Below are 17,698 nucleotides of genomic sequence, written 5' to 3' on the forward strand. Positions count from 1 at the left end.
TCTCAATGGTCACGGGGTGAGCCAGCCACGCACGAGGGCGGAGGCCGCCTCGAGCCGGGGGAAGTCGACCCCCGTTTGTTCGGGGAACAGGCGGACGAGGTCTTGGGTGGCCACGTTGCCGGTTGCGCCGGGGGCGTAGGGACAGCCGCCGATGCCGCCGGCCGACGCGTCGAAGACGGTAATGCCGAATCCGGCGGCGGCCCGGGCGTTCTCGACGGCGCGGCCGAAGGTATCGTGGAAATGCATGGCGAGCCTGGCGGCGCCGATCCGAGGCATCAGGAGGTCGAGCAAGGCCGCGACCTCCGCCGGGGTCGCCTTGCCGATGGTGTCGCCGATCGACAATTCTGTGCACCCGATCTCGAGCAGAGAGTCGCAGACCGGAAGCACCGCTTCGGGGGCGATCGGGCCTTCATAGGGACAATGCCACGCGGTGGAGACATACCCCCGCACCGGCACCGGCGACTCCCGGACCACCGGGCGGAACCGGTCGACCGACTCGGCGATCGTGGCGTTGATGTTTTTTCTGGTAAACGATTCGCTCGCCGCGGTGAAGACGGACACCTTGTCGGCCCGGGCGGCTACGGCGCGGGCCAGCCCGGCTTCGTTGGGGACCAAGGCGGTGTAGCGAACGCCCGGCCGCCGGGTGATCCCGGCAAACACCTCGGCCGCGTCGGCCAGTTGCGGCACCCACTTGGGTGACACGAACGAACTGACTTCGATCTCATCGAAGCCCGCGTCTGAGAGGGCATCCACGAAGGCCACCTTCACGTCGGTCGGGATGACGGTCTTTTCGTTCTGAAGCCCGTCTCGAGGGCCCACTTCGACCAGTCGAATCGGGGTCATCGACGCGCTCGCTCGGCGGCCCGAATCCGGGCAATGGCCCGAAGGTGCTCGCCGTAGGTCCGGCTGAACACATGCTTGCCGTCGAGGCCGGCGACGAAGTAGAGGTACGGCACCGGGGCCGGATCGAGGACCGCCTCGATACTCTTGGTGCTCGGGGCGCCGACCGGACCGGGCGGGAGGCCGGGGTGTAAGTAGGTGTTGAATCGCGACGGGAATTGGTAGTCTCGTTCGAACAGCCGAGGCTTCCGTTTGCCGGTGGCCACTTGGATGGCGTACTGGACGGTGGGGTCGGCTTGTAGCGGCATCCGGATCCGGAGCCGATTGAGATAAACGGCGGCGACCAGGGGCCGGTCTTCGTCGCCCCGCGCTTCACCCTCCACGATCGACGCCATCGTCACGAGGTCGGTGCGCGACAGCCCCGCGGCGGTGGCGCGTTCGCCCCAGGTGGGGTTCCACCGGGTCCGAAACAGGGTGGCCATCTCACGCACCAGGCCCCGGGCCGTGATCATGCGGGACACGAAGTACGTCTCAGGGAGGAGAAACCCCTCCATCGACGGGCCCTCGACTCCGAACTCCTGCAGCAAGGCGGGATCGGTCGCAGCGGCCTTGATCGAGTCGGCTGGCAGGCCCAGAGCCGATTCGGCCGCCGCGCCGATACCCAGCAGGGTGAATCCCTCGGGGACGGTGAATCGAGTGGTCTTTTCGCTGCCGGCGACCAGCGTTTTGAGCAGGGCGAGCGTCGCTTCGCCTTGCCTCAGTTCATAGAACCCGGCCTTGAGCTTTCGGTCGAAGCGGCCCACCCGCGCCAGGAAGCCAAACCATTTCCGGTTGGTCACGAGGCGATGGGCCACCAGGCTGTCGGTCATTTCATTGAAACTGGCGCCTGGGGGGAGAAACACTTCTTCGAGGGGACCGGTGGCCGGCGCCCCGCCGCACGCCCACGTCAGGGCGGCCAGCGCAACCAACGGCGATCGCCGGCTCACGACGCGGGGGACCTGCTGTCGAGATAGTGTTGGAGCAACACCGCGGCCGCCAAGGCGTCGACTTCATCACGACGGCCCCGGGTGCTACCGCCTTGCTCCCGGATGGCCGCGAGGGCCCGGGCGGTGGACATCCGCTCGTCCCACAATTCCATCGGCAGGCCGGTTCGGCCGCCGATGGCCCCGGCCAATTCACGGGCCTCGCTGGCCGCCGAGCCCTCGTCTCCGCTGGATTCGAGGGGTAGCCCGACCAGGATGCCGGTCGGTTTTTCGGCCATCACATGTTCGAGAAATGCGGGCATGGGAAACCGCTTGCCGGCCCGGCGGGTCAGGGTGCCGAGCGGCGTCGCGATCAGTTGGGTCTCGTCGGAGACCGCGAGACCGATCCGTTTTTCACCCCAATCGACCGACAGCAGTCGTCCGGTGCGGGGGAGCGATCCGCTCATGTCTGCCCTACTGCACCATCGTAGCGAAGAATTCCTTGTTCGACTTGGTCCGCTTCATCCGTTCGAGCAGGAATTCCATGGCTTCGACCGGGGGCATGTCGGCCAGGAAGTTCCGGAGCAGATAGACCCGGTTGAGCTCGTCTTTATCCATGAGGAGCTCTTCTTTCCGGGTGCCGGATTTCTGGATGTCGATGGCGGGCCAGATTCGGCGGTCGGCGAGCCGGCGGTCAAGGACCAATTCCATGTTGCCGGTGCCTTTGAACTCTTCAAAAATGACTTCGTCCATCCGGGATCCGGTTTCGATCAGCGCCGTGGCGATAATCGTCAGCGAGCCGCCACCGTCGATATTCCGCGCGGCGCCGAAGAAGCGCTTTGGCTTTTGAAGGGCGTTGGCGTCGACGCCGCCGGAGAGGATCTTGCCGGAGTGGGGCACGACGACGTTATGGGCCCGGGCCAAGCGAGTAATCGAGTCGAGTAGAATGACGACGTCGCGGCCGTGCTCCACTAGCCGCTTGGACTTCTCAATCACCATGTCGGCCACCTGGACGTGCCGGTCGGCCGGTTCGTCGAAGGTCGAGGCGATGACCTCGGCTTTGACGTTTTCCTGCATGTCGGTGACTTCTTCGGGCCGCTCGTCGATCAGCAGGACGATCAGGACCACCTCGGGGTGGTTCTCATTGATCGCGTTGGCGAGCTTCTGCATCAAGATGGTCTTACCAGCCTTCGGCTGGGCAACGATCAACCCGCGCTGGCCCTTGCCGATCGGGGACAAGAGGTCGACCACCCGCATCGAGATGTCGCCCTTCTTGCTCTCCAATCGGATTCGGGAATCCGGGTACCGCGGCTTCAGGTTGTCGAAGGCAATCCGGTGCTTGGTCTTTTCCGGCTCTTCATAGTTGACCTGTTCGACCTTGAGCAGGGCGAGGTAACGTTCGCCCTCTTTCGGCGGCCGGACCTGGCCCATGACGGTATCGCCGGTTCGGAGGTCGAACCGCTTGATCTGACTCGGACTGACATAGATGTCGTCGGGGCCATAGAGGTAGTTCCAGTCTTGGCTCCGAAGGAAGCCGTACGCTTCGGGAAGGATTTCGAGGACCCCTTCGCCCCGGATAACGGTGTCCTTGTCGAGCAACGACTGCTCGATCCGGAAGATGAGATCCTGCTTGCGAAGGCCGGAGTAGTTGGTGATGTTCAGCTCTTGGGCCAGCTGATGCAGTTCGGCGACCGACTTCTGCTTCAGTTCGGAAATGTCCACGGAGGGAACCTCGTAGCCGGAGACCGCTGATAAATGGGTGGAGTGGTGATCCAGGTGCCCCGAACCGAGGAGCGTGCTGCGTGGTCGTATTGCTGTTCGGGGAATAGAAGGGTGGCGTCGATATTATAGCCCGCCACCCCCTTACTGTCAAGGGTCCCATGGATCAGTTTCCTGTTTTCTTCTCCGCCTGGCGCACCATTCAGGCCGGGAGCCGCGAGGTGATCGACGCCTTGGTCGTTCCGAACCCCGGGCGGCCGTCGGCCGAGTTTACGGCGTTCCTGGCGAGCTGGCCGGGGGCCCACTACTGGGCCGACCCTGGGCGGACCCGGCTGATTCTGGTCCGGCCGCTCGAGAAGGATGCTCCGATCGGCTGGACGAAGCACGTGGTGTTGTTCCTCCTCACGGCGTTGTTTTCCTTGGCGGCCGGAGCGGCCATGGCTGGGGTCTGGACGCCGGTCGATTATCCGGGCTTCGTCGTCGGTTTCGGTCAAGAACTGCTGGCCTTCTTTCAGGGGTTGGTCGCCGGCGACTGGCGGGTGTTCCTGGTCGGTTGGGCCTTTGCCGTGCCGTCCCTCGGCATCCTCTTGGTCCATGAGCTTGGCCACTATTTCGTGGCCCGGCGGTATGCGATCGACGTGACCCCGCCGTACTTCATACCCGTTCCTCCGACGATCTCGCCGATTGGAAGTTTCGGCGCCTTCATTCGGGCCCGGACCCCGGTCCTCGATCGCCAGCAGCTGGCGGATGTCGGAGCGGGGGGCCCGCTGGCCGGGTTCGTGGTGGCGGTGGCGGTCCTCATCTGGGGTTACCTGACGTCGGAACGGGTGCCTTGGGAGCCGGGGCTCACCAAGAGCTACGTCACTTTTGCCGGTCAGGTCCTGACGCTCGGCGACTCGTTGCTGACCCACTATCTGCGGGAGTGGCTGGTGCCCGGTGACACGGCGGTTCGGTTGAGTCTCCCCGCTTTTGCCGGGTGGGTCGGGTGTTTCCTCACCGGCCTCAACTTGCTGCCGCTGAGCCAACTCGACGGGGGGCACATCGCCTATGGGTTTCTCGGGCGGCGGCAAGGCGGGCTGGCGCTGGTGACGGTCGTCGCGCTGCTCTACCTCTCCCAGTTTTCGTTCAACTGGGTCATCTGGGTCGCGATGGCGTTTCTGATCGGCGGCGGACGTCTGCAGCACCCGCCGGTCATCTTGCCCGAGCGATCGATTTTCCGGCATCGGGCCTGGCTCGGCCTGGCCTGCTTGGCGGTCTTCGTCGCGACCTTCGTGCCGATTCCCTTTGCCCAGTGAGCGGTGCTATGGATGATGCGGAACGACTGCCCAAGCTCCGGCATGACATCGCCAACCCGTTGGCAGCCCTGCTGGCCGAGACCCAGTTGCTGTTGATGGAGCCGGAGGCGCTGACTCCCGAGGTGGCAACCGCCCTCAAGGAAATCGAAGCGATGGCCATTCGGATGCGGACCCTGCTGCGGGAGCCTTAGTCGGCGAGTCGCGTCGCGGCCACGCGGCGTTCGAGGACTTCCCGGATGTCCCGGGCCACGTCTGGCCCAACTGCGACGGCAGCCCGAACTCCGTCGGCGTCTTCCCCGTGAATGTCTCCGCCCGGGTCCCGAGCACGCCGTCCGCGGCGGCGTTCGCGTAGAGCAGTCGGCCGATGGCGTCGAACCGGAACGTCGCGACCGGCAGGCGGTCGAGTGCGGAGACGTCGGGCGCCGATCCGTCGTCCTGGTTCCGGAAGTACGCGGCGGTGAGGAGCTGGCGGTCGACCGGTATCGACCGGAACGACACCGTGAGCCGCATCGCGTGGCCGTCCCGGTGGCGGGCGACAATCGAGGTCCGGTCGCCCACGATCTCCTGGCGGTGCGGGACGAAGTCGTGGTTCGACCGCCCGACCAACTCCAATCGCCGGTAGCCAAAGAGCGACTCGGCCGAATGGTTGACCAATACGATTCGATCCTGATCGTCCGTGATGAGGGCGGGGTCAGGGGCGCTTTCGAGCAGGGATACCAGCGACTCGATGTCGGGGCGCCCATTCATCGGAGGTTCCGTTCTAACGTTATGTCCACGTAAGAGATGAATCTCGGGCCCTCAGGTATTTTCTCGCCAGTGGCCGAATGGCCCTAATCGGGCCGCGTTAGGTGCTCATCAGAACTCGGCGCGCAGGGTGACGGTGGGGATCGGCGGCAGGCTGAACAGCCGCCGATACGGCGTGGGCCGGCTTATGGGGTCGAGCGCCAGCGGACCCTCGCCGGGGCCGGTGGCATAGCCAAACTGTGACACGGCTGTTGCCAAGAGATTGATCACCGATGCGCCGAGGGTGAACCGGCGATGGTTGGGTCCGCCAAAGGCGTATCCGAGACCGAGGTCGAGACGGAACGTGCCACTGGTGGCCGCGGCGTTTTCCCGGCCGTACACGGCAACCGGCACGACCCGGCCCGGTACCGGTGCTTCGGGAATACCCGGGACGCCGGCGTCATCGAGGATGAAGTCGATCGGGGTAATCGGGGCGCCGGTTGAGACGTCGATGGCGCCGAACCAGGTGATGCCGCCGAATCTGACCTGGCTGAATCCACGGACCTGGTGAGTCCGGTCAAGCGACCACCGAACCCACCCGTCACCCCAGTCACGTTCCGAGCGGCCATAGACATAACTCAGCGACAGCGAGTGCGGCGAGTCGGCCGCTCCGCGATAGGCCACTTGCGCCTCGACGCCACGGGTTCGGGACCGGCCGAACCGAAAAAACTCGAAGAGGCCGAGTTGGCGTTGAGATGTTTCCGGCGTCAGTTCCCCGATGCCGTTGCCTTCTGATGCGAACACCGACACCCGGCCGATGAACGGCGCGAACCCGAGGTTGAGGTCGAAGGTGGCATGATCGACTCGGGCGGTCGGAACGCTATCGCCGGCGGGTAGCCAGAAATCGAGGAAGTCGAAGTCCGGCTCCGCTTGGGCTTCGCCGAGCAGGTGGTAGAGCCGGCTGGTCCGGCCGACCCCGATGCTCAACTCGAGTCCCTTCGACGCCGCCCACCGAGCGTGCAAACGGGGCTGAACGCTGGCTTCGGGTCCCGCCGCATCAACCCGGAGGGCGGCTTCGGCGGTGACCGGTCCGACCCGCCGGCTGACGCTCGTGTACCCGCCGATCTCGAGCCGACCGGCGTCGATGGCGGCGTGCGGGGCACCGAATGGATCGGGGTCGGGTTCGAAATCGCGCGGGGCGTCGACGATTTGATTGAGGACCTTTCGCCAGCCGATTGCGAGGCCGGAGGCAATTCGGGTCCGTTCGAACACCGAGACCAGATCAGCGGTGACCGCGAGCCGGGTGAACCGGTTCATCAAATTGGCGTTGGCGATGCTATGGAGACCCGGGACGTCTTCGCCTTGCTGCCCGAAATGGGCCGTGGACGTCGAGAGTTCGAGCGTCGTCCGGGCGCCGTCTTTCAAACGCCACCGGCCCCCGAGCATGACGTTGTCCCAATTGAGGAAGGTCCGGGTGCCATCGGTGGGCCCGGCCCGGTCCTGGGTCGCGAAAAGCGTTAGGCGGCCGGTCGGCCGGTCGGCCGGCCCAAAGACCAATCCACCGTACAGGTCTTCGAAGTGGTACGGAATGTCCAGATTGGGAATCAGCTCGAGCGACTTCCAGTAGAAGACCCGCGCGGTGCCGAACGAGCGGACTCGGTCGTTGCCGCCCCCCGCGAAGGCCGACAGAGATCCATAACTCAGGCCACCCCCGGCATGCCATCGATCGAGACGGCCGGTCCGGCCGGTGATGTCGATCAGTCCCGCGGTGGACCCGCCGTGGGCGGCGGTGTAGGGGGCAGCCGAGACGGTGATGTCTTCGGCTGCGTCGGCGGGGAAGGATGAGAAGATCCGGCCGAGGTGATACAGGTTGAGCACTTCGAACCCGTCGATCCGGGTGGTGACTTCCTGGGCATCGTAGCCCCGGATCAGTGGCCGGGCCGAGAGCGGGCTCGAGAAGCTCACCGCCGGGATCATCGCGAGGGCCCGGTAGACGTCGGTTTCGACGGCCGGTGGAACGGTGCGGGCGGCCGCCATCGGCATTTGCCAGTGGCCGTGACCGGACAGATCGAGCGGACGGATGGCCGGGGCGGTGGCGATGAGATCGGAGATGATGACCGGCGCTCGTTCCAGGGCCACGGTCAACGGGTCTGGTTGAGGTCCGGTGACCAGGATGGTGTCGGGTCGCCAGCCGATGGCGGTGATAACCAGGGTGTCGGGTACCGCGGTGGCGATGGTAAACCGGCCCAACCGGTCGGAGGTGGTTGCGGTGCCGCGTCCGCGGGCCACGATCGAGGCGTTGGTGATCGGGGTCGTGCCCGCGGCGGCGACGACGGTGCCCCGCACGGTTTGCGCTTCTACAGCGGTTGCCGTCATCGCGGCGATGGCCGAGCAGAGGAACCGGCGAGTCATCAGCGCCATACGACGATCCGCCGGGTTTCGGACGCCGCGCCGAAGATGCCGAAGGCTCCGCTGAGGTTGGTCTCCGGCCCCGTCAGGTTGAAGTGGTAGCGGTCGGCCTCGCGGTTCAAGGCCAGGAACCGGATCGAGGGGCCGACGCGCTGGCCCGCGGCAACTTGGCGGACCCCGAGATCGGCCTCGGATCCGTGGGTGAAACGGGTGGAGAAGAGCACCTCGGCCGAGTCGACGACCAGGACCGTTGCCCCGCTCGCCCGCCAGGCGATGACGACCCGGCCGGTGACGGCTCTACCGGGCTCACGTTGGCTCCCCTTGAGGAAGAGCGTGTCGCCGAGCGGCGGCTCGAGCATCAGCGGCCCAGGCACCCGGGTCGATGCGCTGACCGGCCGGCCGCCGAGGGTCCCGGCCAGCCGGTAGGTCGCGGGCGCGGTAATCGGGAGGAAAGCCAGATACACGCCGGCGGAATCAGGATCGAGGTCCCAGTCGGCGCGCGTTCCGTCCGGATGGATGAGTTCGAGGGCGGCTTCCTCGGGCTGAATCGGGTTGATGGTTCCGCTGTCGGCCGGGTTGAGCCATTGGAGGCGGAACCGGGTCACGTCGGTGCCGGCCACGAGTACCGCCTCGACGAGCGCCGTTCGCGTATCGGGTCGCGGGGCATCGACGACATGGCTGCAGGCGGTGACCGCGGCGGCGATCATGGCCAGGCGAAGGGGCGGGGTTGCCATCAGGTGGTGCCTCCAACGATGAGGTCGAGCGAACGAGGATGGCCCCTAAACTATTTGACGGTATCAACGGAGTGTCAAATGGGTGGCGCGGAACGCAACAAGCCCCACCGGGTTTGACGGTGGGGCTTGGCGTGAAGTGGGCCCGGCGCGATTCGAACGCGCGACCTTTTGCTCCGGAGGCAAACGCTCTATCCAGCTGAGCTACGAGCCCTCATTCGAGGGCCACAACTTATAGCGTCGCGGCTTGAATCGCCACTTCGCCGGCCCCGGCCGACCAGACCAACTGACCGTTGCACACCGCCGGCAGGGGCTCGCCGAGCCAATCGAGCAGCGTGGCAAAGATGTCGGTGGTTCGAAGCGGCACCGGCCCAAGCGGCCGGTTGGCCCAGAGCGGCACCTGCATGTGGGCCCGAATCAAACTGCCGTGGCCGGCTCGGTGCTCGGGAACCTCCCACCGATCGCGGAAATCGAATCCTTCCCGCGCCACGATGGCGAGATCGCCGGTTCGGGGCGACCGGAAGTGGTCCACCAACGTCGGGCCGGCGTCCGGGTACCGGGCGTCGAATGTCAGCTGGAGCCAGTCGCGGTCAGAGCCGGTGATCGGGCCGGTGCCGAGCGGATCGGCGGTCACGGGCTGGTAGTCGAACCCCGATCCGGCGAGCCGGAGCATGGCTTCGCCGTCCTGATCGACAAGCCGGATGGCACCGTCCTCGTCTTCGGCGGCGACGAAAGCCACGGCGGGTTCCCGGACCAGTCGGTCGATCACGTCGCCCGGGAAGCCGAAGGCCTCCGGGGCCCGCAGGGCGGCGAGCGGCCAGCGACGGTCACGGGGTTGTCCGGGCCGTGCGTACACCATGGCCGACCCATTGCCGGCGACCATCACGGCGGCGGCGGGATCGGCGTGCCACAGTTCCGGGTGGGCCAAGGTGGCGATCCCGAGATGCCGGAGCCAGACCGCCAGATCGAAGTGGGTGTGAACCGGGCTCGCGCCATGATCACTGACCAGGAGGATCAAGGTGTCGTCGAGCTGGTTCCGGTCGCGGAGCAACCGGGTGATCCGGCCGATCGCGGTGTCGACCCGTCGAAGGGCCTCAATCACCCGGGGGGCGTCGGGCGCGGACTGATGGGTGTAGCCGTCGACTGCGGGGAATTGGGCGAACAGAAACCGCCATGCCGGGTCGCGTCCAATCCAGTCGAGTACGCCCTCTGCCACGACGCGATCGCTCCGTTGGTGCCACAGCAGATAGTGGGCGACGGCCCCCCAGAATTTTCGTTGACCCTGGCTCGGGTCGCGATCGGGCGTCAGGCCGCGGGTGATCGGGGTAAAGAACCCGGCGCTTTCGGGGATGATCTCAAAAATGGTCCGGACGTCTGGGGCAATGTCTTGGTCGAGCATCCCCGCCTGATAGCCGCAATAGCTCCGAACGGTGGCCCGGTCGGTCCACCACCGGCCGGTGTAGGCGGCCCGGTCCAGCCACCGGATCGAGGGGACATTGCAGCGGCCTGGGAGGCACCCGGTCAGGAAGGGGAGATAGGCGACGCTGGTGGTGGACGGAAACGCGGTGATGGCGCGGCCAACGCCGTGGTTGCCGACGAGGCGGGCCAACTCCGGGAGATGTCCGGCCGTGAGCTCGGCTTCGGCCACATCGGGTCGCAATCCGTCGACGAGGAGCAGCAACGCCCGCCGTTCGGCGGACACAGTGTTGGGCACGCGGGTCTCGGTCATTCAAAGGGGAAACGCCCGGCTCGGCGAACCGAATCGGGCGTTCAATAAATCGGGGCGCCGGGATTTGAACCCGGGACCTCCTGCTCCCGAAGCAGGCGCGCTACCAGGCTGCGCTACGCCCCGCGGTGTAATGGGCCCGGAGGGGCTCGAACCCCCAACCTTCTGATCCGTAGTCAAACGCTCTATCCAATTGAGCTACGGGCCCCTCCATCCAGCTAGGCACGAGCATGGGCGGTACAAGGCTCGAACTTGTGACCTCCACGATGTCAACGTGGCGCTCTAACCAACTGAGCTAACCGCCCGCGCTACTTGGGCAGACAACAAGGCGGACGGTAGGCAGAAGATCACGTGGTCCGCGGATCTATCTGTTCGACCGTCCGCCTGTCCTTCTGTCCGACTTCTCCTGAAACCTCACCTCAGAACCGTACGGCTGGAAATGGCGGGGGTGGGATTTGAACCCACGACCTCCGGGTTATGAGCCCGGCGAGCTACCAGACTGCTCCACCCCGCGTCGTTGTGCCTTCGTCCTCGACCTGCTCCAGAGCGGGAAACGGGACTCGAACCCGCGACCCCAACCTTGGCAAGGTTGTGCTCTACCAACTGAGCTATTCCCGCATAAGGCGGGCACCCATTGTACCGCCGGGTGCCCTGATAAGCAACACTCAAGCCCAGGGTGCGCGACCGTGAAAATGGAGGCGAGGGGGATCGAACCCCTGACCTCGTGAATGCCATTCACGCGCTCTCCCAACTGAGCTACGCCCCCGTACTTGTGGCCGCCCGCTGGATGCTTATGTTGCAACGCGGCAAGCTAGCCGTCGTCACTAGGCGTGTCAAGCAGAACTCATGCCGATTCTCTCTCCATATAGCGCCGCATGCACCCGAAGAGACTCACGATTCCCGAGTCGCCCGCGTCGCCCGGTTTCACGTTAGGCCCGTTGCCCACGTGACCGACCATCTCAATCTGATCGGGGTGGCCCAACTCGGCTTTTTGCGCCGGACCGGGCGGTGGGCGGTCGATGCGTCGCGGGCGGTCGGGATGCCTCGGGTGTGGGCGCCCCTCGTCGTCACCCACATGCGGCGGCTCGGCGTCGACTCCATTCCGATCTCGCTGTTTCTGGCGGTGTTTACCGGGATCGTGCTCGCCCTGCTCGCCTCCTACATCTTTACCGGCGCCGTGCCGCTCTATTTCGTGGGCGCGCTGGTCGCCAAGACCATCATGATGGAGCTCGGGCCGGTGCTGACCGGCATGGCGCTGGCCGGCCGGGTGGGTGCCAACATCGCCGCGGAACTCGGCACCATGAAGGTGACCGAGCAGGTCGATGCGCTGGAGACCCTGGCGGTCGACGTGCATGCCTACCTGGTCGTGCCGAGGGTCGTTGCGGCCACCCTGATGTTTCCGGTCGTGACTGCCCTGGCGATTGCCGTTGGCGTCGTCTCGGGGTGGATTACGGCCACCAGTCTGCTCGACCTCTCGACTCCCGAGTTCTTCAAAGGGGTCCGTCAGTTCTACCAGTTCAAAGACATTTGGTTCGGCTTGCTCAAGAGCGCCAGCTTCGGCTGTGCGATTGCCGTCATGGGCGCGCTGACCGGACTCCGGACCCAAGGGGGCGCCGAGGGAGTTGGCCGCTCAACGACCCGGGCCGTGGTGCTGGGCTGCGAGGCCATCCTGGTGCTCGACGCGTTCTGGGCCCTGGTCCTGTTGTAGGCCACGATGATCCGGTTTCGGAACGTGTCGAAGGCGTTTGGCGCCAAACGGGTGCTCGAAGGGTTTACCCTCGACATCCCGGACGGGCAGACCACTGTCCTGCTCGGCTATTCCGGCACCGGCAAGAGCGTAGCCCTCAAGCACATCGTGGGATTGCTCGAACCGGACAGCGGTGAGGTCGAAGTCGACGGCAAGGTGGTGGCGGACCTCTCTCGCGACGAATTGATGGCGATGCGGGCGTCGATTGGATACGTCTTTCAGTTTGCCGCGTTGTTCGATTCGATGTCGGTCTTCGACAATGTGGCGCTCGGGCTCCGTCAACAGGGGCGGCCCGAGGATGAGGTCGGGCGCCGGGTGGAAACCAGTCTGGACCGGGTCGGGCTCAAGGATGCGATGGTCCGGTTGCCGAGCGAGCTGTCCGGGGGGATGCGGAAACGGGTCGGCATTGCCCGGGCGATTGCGCTCGAGCCTCGCTACATTTTGTACGACGAACCGACGACCGGCCTCGACCCCGTGACGGCCGCGGTCATCGACGAGCTCATGGTGCGGACCAAACGGGATCTCGGGGTGACCGGCGTGGTGGTGACCCACGATATGCGCCGTGCCTTTGCGGTCGCCGATCGGATCGCGATGTTGTATGAGGGGCGGGTCCACGCCGTCGGCACGGTCGACGAGATTCGGCAGACGGAGGACCCTTTGGTTCGCCAGTTTATTGAAGGTCGCCCATGAAGCGTCGGAACGAATTCCTGGTCGGTACCTCGGTCGTGGCCGCCTTCGCGGTCGTGATCTTCGGGGCGATTTGGCTCTCGGAGACGGATCTTGGCAACCGGGACATCATCCACGGGGCCCGGTTCCGAGAAATCGGGGGGCTCAACGTGGGCGCGCCCGTCACGCTGCGCGGTGTCAAGGTCGGACGGGTCAATGCGATTCGCCTGGCCCCCGACGATTGGGTCGAGGCCGACCTCAAGATCCGGCTCGATGTGGATTTACCCGCCAGTCCGGTGGCCATCGCCGCGTCGGGCAGCTTGTTCGGCGAGTGGCAGGTCACTCTGATGGGGCTTCCCGACGCGCCCCAGGACCCCGAACTCCGGGCCCGATTGGCCGAGGCCGCGGCACCGGCCGGCGAGCTCTGGCCGGGCGCCACCCTTCCCGACATCGGCCAACTCACCCAGCAGGCCAATCGGATCGCCACCGATTTGGGCACCATGACGGGCCGGGTCTCGTCGGCGCTCGATTCCAGCGCCATTCAGGATGTCCGACGGAGCCTCCGCGACCTCCGTGAGGCGGCCGACCGGTTGGCGGAGTTTGCCCGCAAACAGACTGGGCCGTTCAACCAAGTCACCACCAATCTGGCCGCCACGTCCGACGAAGTCGGTGCCGCCTCGAAGCGAGTCAACACCCTGCTCGGCCGGGTCGAAGATGCCACCAAGGACAACCAGATCGGCGACATCATGAACTCCGCGAGGGCCACGTCAGCCGATCTCCGGTCCGCCTCCGCCGATGCCAAGGAGTTGCTCGGCGCGATCCGAGCCCACCAGAATACGCTGACTCGAATTCTGGAGACCACCGATACGCTGCTCACCAAGGTGCAGTCGGGCCGGGGCAGTCTCGGCTTGCTGGCCCGTGACTCGACGTTATACCTGGAAACCACGGCCCTTATCAAGAGCATGAAAGACCTGTTGGCCGAAATTCAGGCTAACCCCCGCCGTTTCTTCCGTTTCTCCGTTTTCTAGGACGATCGATCGTGTCGAAGGAGAAGCGTCCAGAGGGCGGTCGGCCCCGCCGCGCCAAACGGGAAGTGAGCGCCGGCGGGATCGTCTTTCGGCGATTTCCGGATCCGGGCACTCATCGCTTCCTGCTGATTCGCGATAGCTACGGCCATTGGGGCTTCCCGAAAGGGCACTTGGAGGATGCCGAGTCCCCAGTGGAGGCCGCGGCGCGAGAAACGACGGAGGAAACCGGCTTGGGGGAGCTCCGCCTCCATGCGACCCTCGAGACCATCGACTGGTACTTCCGGCTCCGCGGCAAACTGATTCACAAATTCTGCCACTTCTTTTTGTTCGAGTCGCCGGCCGGCGAGCCGGTGCCCCAGGCCGATGAAGGCATTACCGAGTGTATTTGGGTGTCGTTCGAGGAGGCGATCGAGCAACTCGGGTACGAGAATGCCCGGGGGGTACTCCGGCGGGCCGGGGAATTGACTCAGCAACTGGTGGCCGGTCCCCAATTGACGGTCGAGTAGCGAGTGCCCGCGGTCGTTGCGGCACTCCTCGATAGCCCGCTCGCCCTCGCCTCGCTTCGCCGTTCGCTCCCGAAGGGGTCCGGCGCCCTGCGCGGATGCCGAACGGCTGCCGCCCTCTCGGCGGTGGTCGAGTCGGAACTCGTCGACAGCATCGTGCTAGGCGCTCGGGCCCGCCGGACGGTCGACCTCCCCGACCTCCGGCGCCGGTTTCCGAACCTGCCCGTGATTCTCTACGGCGTCGTTCGCTCCGACGAAGGGGCCGCGTTGCTCGAGCTCGACGCGCTGGGGATTCGGCGGATCATCGTGGAGGGAATTGATGATCCGATGGTGGGGGATCTCGTCGCCCGTGGCGGCTCCGCGGCGGCCCGCCGGGAAGCCCTTGCCGGGGTCCCCGCGACGCTTCGGCTGACCGAACCGCTCCAGCGCCGCGCGTTCGACCTGCTGGCCGCGACGGTCGGGAAACCGCCGACCGTGACCTCGCTGGCCCGGCGTCTTCGGGTCAGCCGGGAGCACCTCTCGCGGCAGTTCGGGGCCGGCGGGGCTCCCAACTTGAAACGGGTTTCCAACCTGCTCCAAGTCCTCGCGGTCAAGGACTTCGTCTCGAATCCCGGATACGATGTTACCGCCGCGGCCAGCCGGTTCGGGTTTGCCAGCCTGGGCCACCTGCGGACCGTGGTCCGGCGGGTGGTCCGGCTGCCGGTCGAGGGGCTCCCGAGCGCCAGTCTGGCCGATCTGGTCAAGCGATTCGCCGCGCAAGGCGGCCGGAGCCAGTCGGGGTAGGGCAAGGTGACGTCGCTTGCCTCGGCATAGTGATTGTGATATTTTTCACAAGCTAGGCCAACTCCTGATCACTCAACGATCTGATACCATATGGCGACCGATTCGACTCTCCGTCCGGGCGAGATCAAGGACATCCTTCTCAAAGAGATCGCCGCGGCTGATTTGGGCGCGGTCGACAGTGCCGAAGTCGGCACCACCCTCGAAGTTCGAGACGGGGTGGCCCGGGTGTACGGGCTTCGGGCGGCGGTGGCGGGCGAGATGCTTGAGTTCACCTCGGCCGAATCCGGCGAAACGGTGGCCGGCTTGGTGCTCAACTTGGAGCAGGACAACGTCGGCGCCGTCATCCTGGGCGACTACCTCAAACTTAAAGAGGGCGACGAGGTTCGCTGCACCGGCCGATTGCTCGAAGTCCCGTCCGGTCCGGCCATGTTGGGCCGGGTCGTCGACGCGCTTGGGCAGCCGGTAGATGGCCGGGGGGCGATCAAGACCACCGCCCGCCGTCCGGTCGAGATGATTGCCCCGGGCATCATCGTCCGCCAGCCGGTCAAAGAGCCGATGCAGACCGGTATCAAGGCCATCGACAGCATGATCCCGATCGGTCGCGGCCAGCGTGAGTTGATCATCGGCGACCGCGGCACCGGCAAGACAGCGATCGCGGTCGATACGATCATCAACCAAAAGGGCCAGGGCGTCGTCTGCGTGTACGTGGCGATCGGCCAGAAACGGTCGACGGTCGCCACCGTGGTGGAGCGGCTCAAGGAAGCCGGCGCTATGGAGTACACCGTGGTCGTCGTGGCCTCGGCGTCCGATCCGGCGCCGCTCCAGTACATCGCGCCATACTCCGGCTGCGCCATCGCCGAGTTCTTCATGTATGAGGAGGGCAAGCCAACCCTCTGTGTGTACGACGACCTTTCGAAGCAAGCCGCGGCCTATCGACAGCTGTCGCTGATTCTCCGCCGCCCGCCGGGCCGGGAAGCCTACCCGGGCGACATCTTCTACTGTCATAGCCGGCTCCTCGAGCGGGCCGCGAAGATTTCCGAAGATCCGAACGTGGTGAAGCTCGACAGCCGGATCAAGAAGCCGGGCGGGTCGCTGACCGCTTTGCCGATCATCGAGACCCAGGCCGGCGACGTGTCGGCGTACATCCCGACCAACGTGATCTCGATCACCGACGGTCAGATCTTCCTGACGACGGATTTGTTCTATTCGAACGTTCGACCCGCGGTCGATGCCGGGATTTCGGTCAGCCGGGTCGGCGGCAACGCGCAGATCAAGGCCATGAAGCAAGTCGCCGGGCCGCTCCGTTTGGCGCTGGCGCAGTTCCGGGAGCTCGAAGCGTTCGCGCAGTTCGGTTCGGAACTCGACGCGGCAACCCAGCGGCAACTGGCCCGGGGTGTCCGGTTGGTCGAGGTCTTCAAACAGCCGCAGTACCAGCCGCAGTCGGTTGAGAAGCAGGTCGCGATCATCTACGCGGCCACCAACGGCCATCTCGACGACGTCGAAGTCAAGCGGATTCGGCAGTGGGAACGGGATTTCTTGACGTTCTTGGAGGCTCAGCACGGTGCCATCCTCGAGGGGATCCGCACCAAGAAGACCCTGGACGACGATCTCAAGGCCAAGCTCGAGCAGGCCATCAAGTCCTTCAAGTCGCTCTTCAAGGCCGAGTAATCCGAAATGGCGAACCAAAGCCGCCAGCTTCGGGGCCGGATTCGTTCGGTCCAAAACACCCGCCGCATCACCCGGACGCAGGAGCTGGTCGCCACGTCCAAGTTGAAGCGGGCGCAGGATCGGGTCGTCGCCGCGCGGCCGTACGCTGAGGCGCTGCGGGAAACGATTGCCGATCTGGTCACGCCGGAACTGATGGAGCGCTTTCCGCTGCTCCGCCGGCCGGTGGCGCCCGCCAAGGGCGGACCGACTCGGGCCGCGGTGGTCCTGGTCACGTCCAACCGCGGCCTTTGCGGTGCCTTCAACAGCAATCTGATCAAAGAAGCCCGCAAAAAGGCCGAAGAGTTGGAAGCCGCCGGCTACACGGTGGAGTTTCACTGCATCGGGAAGAAGGGCGCCGGGTTTCTCAAGTACATCGGGATCAAACTCAAGGCCGACCGCCAGGACGTCGGCGACAAGCCGACCGCGGAGCACGCGGCGAGCATCGTGGTCGGCCTGATGACGGACTATAGTGCCGGAGAACTCGCGAGCGTCGACTTGGTCCACGCCAAGTTCAACAGCGCGATTTCAACCCCGGCGACGTCGATCCGGATTCTCCCGGTCGAAACGCCGACGAAGGGGAGCCGGGTCCGCCCGGACTACATCCTGAAGCCGGGGCCGGATGCGATCCTCGAGAATCTGTTGCCGTTGTACGTCCGGAACGCGGTGTATCGCGGTCTGGTCGAGACGGCCGCCGGCGAACATGGCGCCCGGCGGACGGCGATGAAGAACGCGACCGACAACGCGGGTGAAATCCTTACCTCACTGCGGACGGCGTATAACAAGGGCCGGCAGGCGCAAATCACCCAAGAGATCTCCGAGATCGTGGGTGGCGCCGCGGCATTAGAAGGCTAGGGGAGAC

General features: G+C 65.6%; 17 protein-coding genes and 7 tRNA genes. 9 read left to right on the forward strand and 15 right to left on the reverse strand.

Annotated features, from left to right (window positions below; genetic code table 11):
• Nucleotides 1-9: 9 nt before the first annotated feature.
• From EXR94_09055 to EXR94_09070, 4 genes are read right to left on the reverse strand one after another with little or no spacing between them, the layout of a single operon-like run.
• Entirely contained in the window at nucleotides 10-843 is an 834-nt protein-coding gene (locus EXR94_09055; GenBank protein ID MSR02871.1) for a hydroxymethylglutaryl-CoA lyase, read from the reverse strand.
• On the reverse strand, nucleotides 840-1,826 hold the full coding sequence (gene mltG, locus EXR94_09060) for an endolytic transglycosylase MltG (GenBank protein MSR02872.1): 987 nt from the start codon (nucleotides 1,824-1,826) through the stop codon (nucleotides 840-842). The genes EXR94_09055 and mltG overlap by 4 nt, the downstream gene beginning before the upstream one ends.
• Nucleotides 1,823-2,269, reverse strand: coding sequence for a Holliday junction resolvase RuvX (ruvX, locus tag EXR94_09065; GenBank protein MSR02873.1), 447 nt, complete (start codon nucleotides 2,267-2,269; stop codon nucleotides 1,823-1,825). The genes mltG and ruvX overlap by 4 nt, the downstream gene beginning before the upstream one ends.
• Before the next feature lie 7 nt (nucleotides 2,270-2,276).
• The gene (locus EXR94_09070) at nucleotides 2,277-3,524 is read right to left on the reverse strand and encodes a transcription termination factor Rho (protein MSR02874.1); all 1,248 of its coding nucleotides are present in this window, start codon (nucleotides 3,522-3,524) and stop codon (nucleotides 2,277-2,279) included.
• Between the two features lie 158 nt (nucleotides 3,525-3,682).
• Between EXR94_09070 and EXR94_09075 the strand changes: the two genes are divergently transcribed.
• A complete protein-coding gene (locus tag EXR94_09075; protein ID MSR02875.1) occupies nucleotides 3,683-4,816 on the forward strand; it encodes a site-2 protease family protein in 1,134 nt (377 codons plus the stop codon).
• A complete protein-coding gene (locus tag EXR94_09080) occupies nucleotides 4,813-5,007 on the forward strand; it encodes a hypothetical protein (GenBank protein ID MSR02876.1) in 195 nt (64 codons plus the stop codon). The genes EXR94_09075 and EXR94_09080 overlap by 4 nt, the downstream gene beginning before the upstream one ends.
• Here EXR94_09080 and EXR94_09085 read toward each other — a convergent pair.
• The 11 genes from EXR94_09085 to EXR94_09135 form a co-directional block, all read right to left on the reverse strand.
• Complete coding sequence (locus tag EXR94_09085; protein ID MSR02877.1) at nucleotides 4,952-5,563, reverse strand: PAS domain-containing protein; 612 nt, start codon at nucleotides 5,561-5,563, stop codon at nucleotides 4,952-4,954. The two genes, EXR94_09080 and EXR94_09085, sit on opposite strands and share 56 nt — an antisense overlap.
• Nucleotides 5,564-5,671: 108 nt before the next feature.
• On the reverse strand, nucleotides 5,672-7,960 hold the full coding sequence (locus EXR94_09090; protein MSR02878.1) for a hypothetical protein: 2,289 nt from the start codon (nucleotides 7,958-7,960) through the stop codon (nucleotides 5,672-5,674).
• A complete protein-coding gene (locus tag EXR94_09095; protein ID MSR02879.1) occupies nucleotides 7,951-8,682 on the reverse strand; it encodes a hypothetical protein in 732 nt (243 codons plus the stop codon). The genes EXR94_09090 and EXR94_09095 overlap by 10 nt, the downstream gene beginning before the upstream one ends.
• A 137-nt stretch (nucleotides 8,683-8,819) precedes the next feature.
• Nucleotides 8,820-8,893: transfer RNA gene (locus EXR94_09100), tRNA-Arg, on the reverse strand.
• An 18-nt stretch (nucleotides 8,894-8,911) separates the two neighbouring features.
• On the reverse strand, nucleotides 8,912-10,408 hold the full coding sequence (locus EXR94_09105) for a hypothetical protein (GenBank protein MSR02880.1): 1,497 nt from the start codon (nucleotides 10,406-10,408) through the stop codon (nucleotides 8,912-8,914).
• Between the two features lie 49 nt (nucleotides 10,409-10,457).
• Nucleotides 10,458-10,531, reverse strand: a tRNA-Pro gene (locus EXR94_09110).
• Nucleotides 10,532-10,539: 8 nt separating this feature from the next.
• A tRNA-Arg gene (locus EXR94_09115) sits at nucleotides 10,540-10,613 on the reverse strand.
• 23 nt (nucleotides 10,614-10,636) lie between these two features.
• Nucleotides 10,637-10,710: transfer RNA gene (locus EXR94_09120), tRNA-Val, on the reverse strand.
• Between the two features lie 135 nt (nucleotides 10,711-10,845).
• Nucleotides 10,846-10,919: transfer RNA gene (locus tag EXR94_09125), tRNA-Met, on the reverse strand.
• A gap of 31 nt (nucleotides 10,920-10,950) precedes the next feature.
• Nucleotides 10,951-11,023 (reverse strand) — tRNA-Gly (locus EXR94_09130).
• Between the two features lie 75 nt (nucleotides 11,024-11,098).
• A tRNA-Ala gene (locus tag EXR94_09135) sits at nucleotides 11,099-11,171 on the reverse strand.
• Between the two features lie 21 nt (nucleotides 11,172-11,192).
• On the opposite strand from EXR94_09135, the gene EXR94_09140 reads away from it, so the two are divergent.
• From EXR94_09140 to atpG, 7 genes are all read left to right on the forward strand, one after another.
• A complete protein-coding gene (locus EXR94_09140; protein ID MSR02881.1) occupies nucleotides 11,193-12,113 on the forward strand; it encodes an ABC transporter permease in 921 nt (306 codons plus the stop codon).
• Nucleotides 12,114-12,119: 6 nt separating this feature from the next.
• Complete coding sequence (locus EXR94_09145) at nucleotides 12,120-12,842, forward strand: ABC transporter ATP-binding protein (protein MSR02882.1); 723 nt, start codon at nucleotides 12,120-12,122, stop codon at nucleotides 12,840-12,842.
• Complete coding sequence (locus EXR94_09150; GenBank protein ID MSR02883.1) at nucleotides 12,839-13,846, forward strand: MCE family protein; 1,008 nt, start codon at nucleotides 12,839-12,841, stop codon at nucleotides 13,844-13,846. Before EXR94_09145 ends, EXR94_09150 begins: the two co-directional genes overlap by 4 nt.
• Nucleotides 13,847-13,854: 8 nt before the next feature.
• Nucleotides 13,855-14,352: an NUDIX domain-containing protein gene (locus tag EXR94_09155; GenBank protein MSR02884.1), complete on the forward strand. Its 498-nt coding sequence runs from the start codon at nucleotides 13,855-13,857 to the stop codon at nucleotides 14,350-14,352.
• Between the two features lie 3 nt (nucleotides 14,353-14,355).
• A complete protein-coding gene (locus tag EXR94_09160; protein ID MSR02885.1) occupies nucleotides 14,356-15,132 on the forward strand; it encodes an AraC family transcriptional regulator in 777 nt (258 codons plus the stop codon).
• 90 nt (nucleotides 15,133-15,222) lie between these two features.
• Nucleotides 15,223-16,800: a F0F1 ATP synthase subunit alpha gene (locus tag EXR94_09165; GenBank protein MSR02886.1), complete on the forward strand. Its 1,578-nt coding sequence runs from the start codon at nucleotides 15,223-15,225 to the stop codon at nucleotides 16,798-16,800.
• A gap of 6 nt (nucleotides 16,801-16,806) precedes the next feature.
• Entirely contained in the window at nucleotides 16,807-17,691 is an 885-nt protein-coding gene (gene atpG / locus EXR94_09170) for an ATP synthase F1 subunit gamma (GenBank protein ID MSR02887.1), read from the forward strand.
• The last annotated feature ends 7 nt before the right edge of the window (nucleotides 17,692-17,698 follow it).

The sequence above is a fragment of the Gemmatimonadota bacterium genome, assembly GCA_009692115.1.
Classification (GTDB): Bacteria; Gemmatimonadota; Gemmatimonadetes; order Gemmatimonadales; family GWC2-71-9; genus SHZU01.

What these genes read in the sequence shown, in the direction of transcription:
- EXR94_09055 (MSR02871.1), bottom strand. Translation starts at nt 843, where the DNA reads ATGACCCCGATTCGACTGGTCGAAGTGGGCCCTCGAGACGGGCTTCAG.
- ruvX (MSR02873.1), bottom strand. Translation starts at nt 2,269, where the DNA reads ATGAGCGGATCGCTCCCCCGCACCGGACGACTGCTGTCGGTCGATTGG.
- EXR94_09075 (MSR02875.1), top strand. Translation starts at nt 3,683, where the DNA reads ATGGATCAGTTTCCTGTTTTCTTCTCCGCCTGGCGCACCATTCAGGCC.
- EXR94_09085 (MSR02877.1), bottom strand. Translation starts at nt 5,563, where the DNA reads ATGAATGGGCGCCCCGACATCGAGTCGCTGGTATCCCTGCTCGAAAGC.
- EXR94_09090 (MSR02878.1), bottom strand. Translation starts at nt 7,960, where the DNA reads ATGGCGCTGATGACTCGCCGGTTCCTCTGCTCGGCCATCGCCGCGATG.
- EXR94_09095 (MSR02879.1), bottom strand. Translation starts at nt 8,682, where the DNA reads ATGGCAACCCCGCCCCTTCGCCTGGCCATGATCGCCGCCGCGGTCACC.
- EXR94_09105 (MSR02880.1), bottom strand. Translation starts at nt 10,408, where the DNA reads ATGACCGAGACCCGCGTGCCCAACACTGTGTCCGCCGAACGGCGGGCG.
- EXR94_09140 (MSR02881.1), top strand. Translation starts at nt 11,193, where the DNA reads ATGCTTATGTTGCAACGCGGCAAGCTAGCCGTCGTCACTAGGCGTGTC.
- EXR94_09145 (MSR02882.1), top strand. Translation starts at nt 12,120, where the DNA reads ATGATCCGGTTTCGGAACGTGTCGAAGGCGTTTGGCGCCAAACGGGTG.
- EXR94_09150 (MSR02883.1), top strand. Translation starts at nt 12,839, where the DNA reads ATGAAGCGTCGGAACGAATTCCTGGTCGGTACCTCGGTCGTGGCCGCC.
- EXR94_09165 (MSR02886.1), top strand. Translation starts at nt 15,223, where the DNA reads ATGGCGACCGATTCGACTCTCCGTCCGGGCGAGATCAAGGACATCCTT.
- atpG (MSR02887.1), top strand. Translation starts at nt 16,807, where the DNA reads ATGGCGAACCAAAGCCGCCAGCTTCGGGGCCGGATTCGTTCGGTCCAA.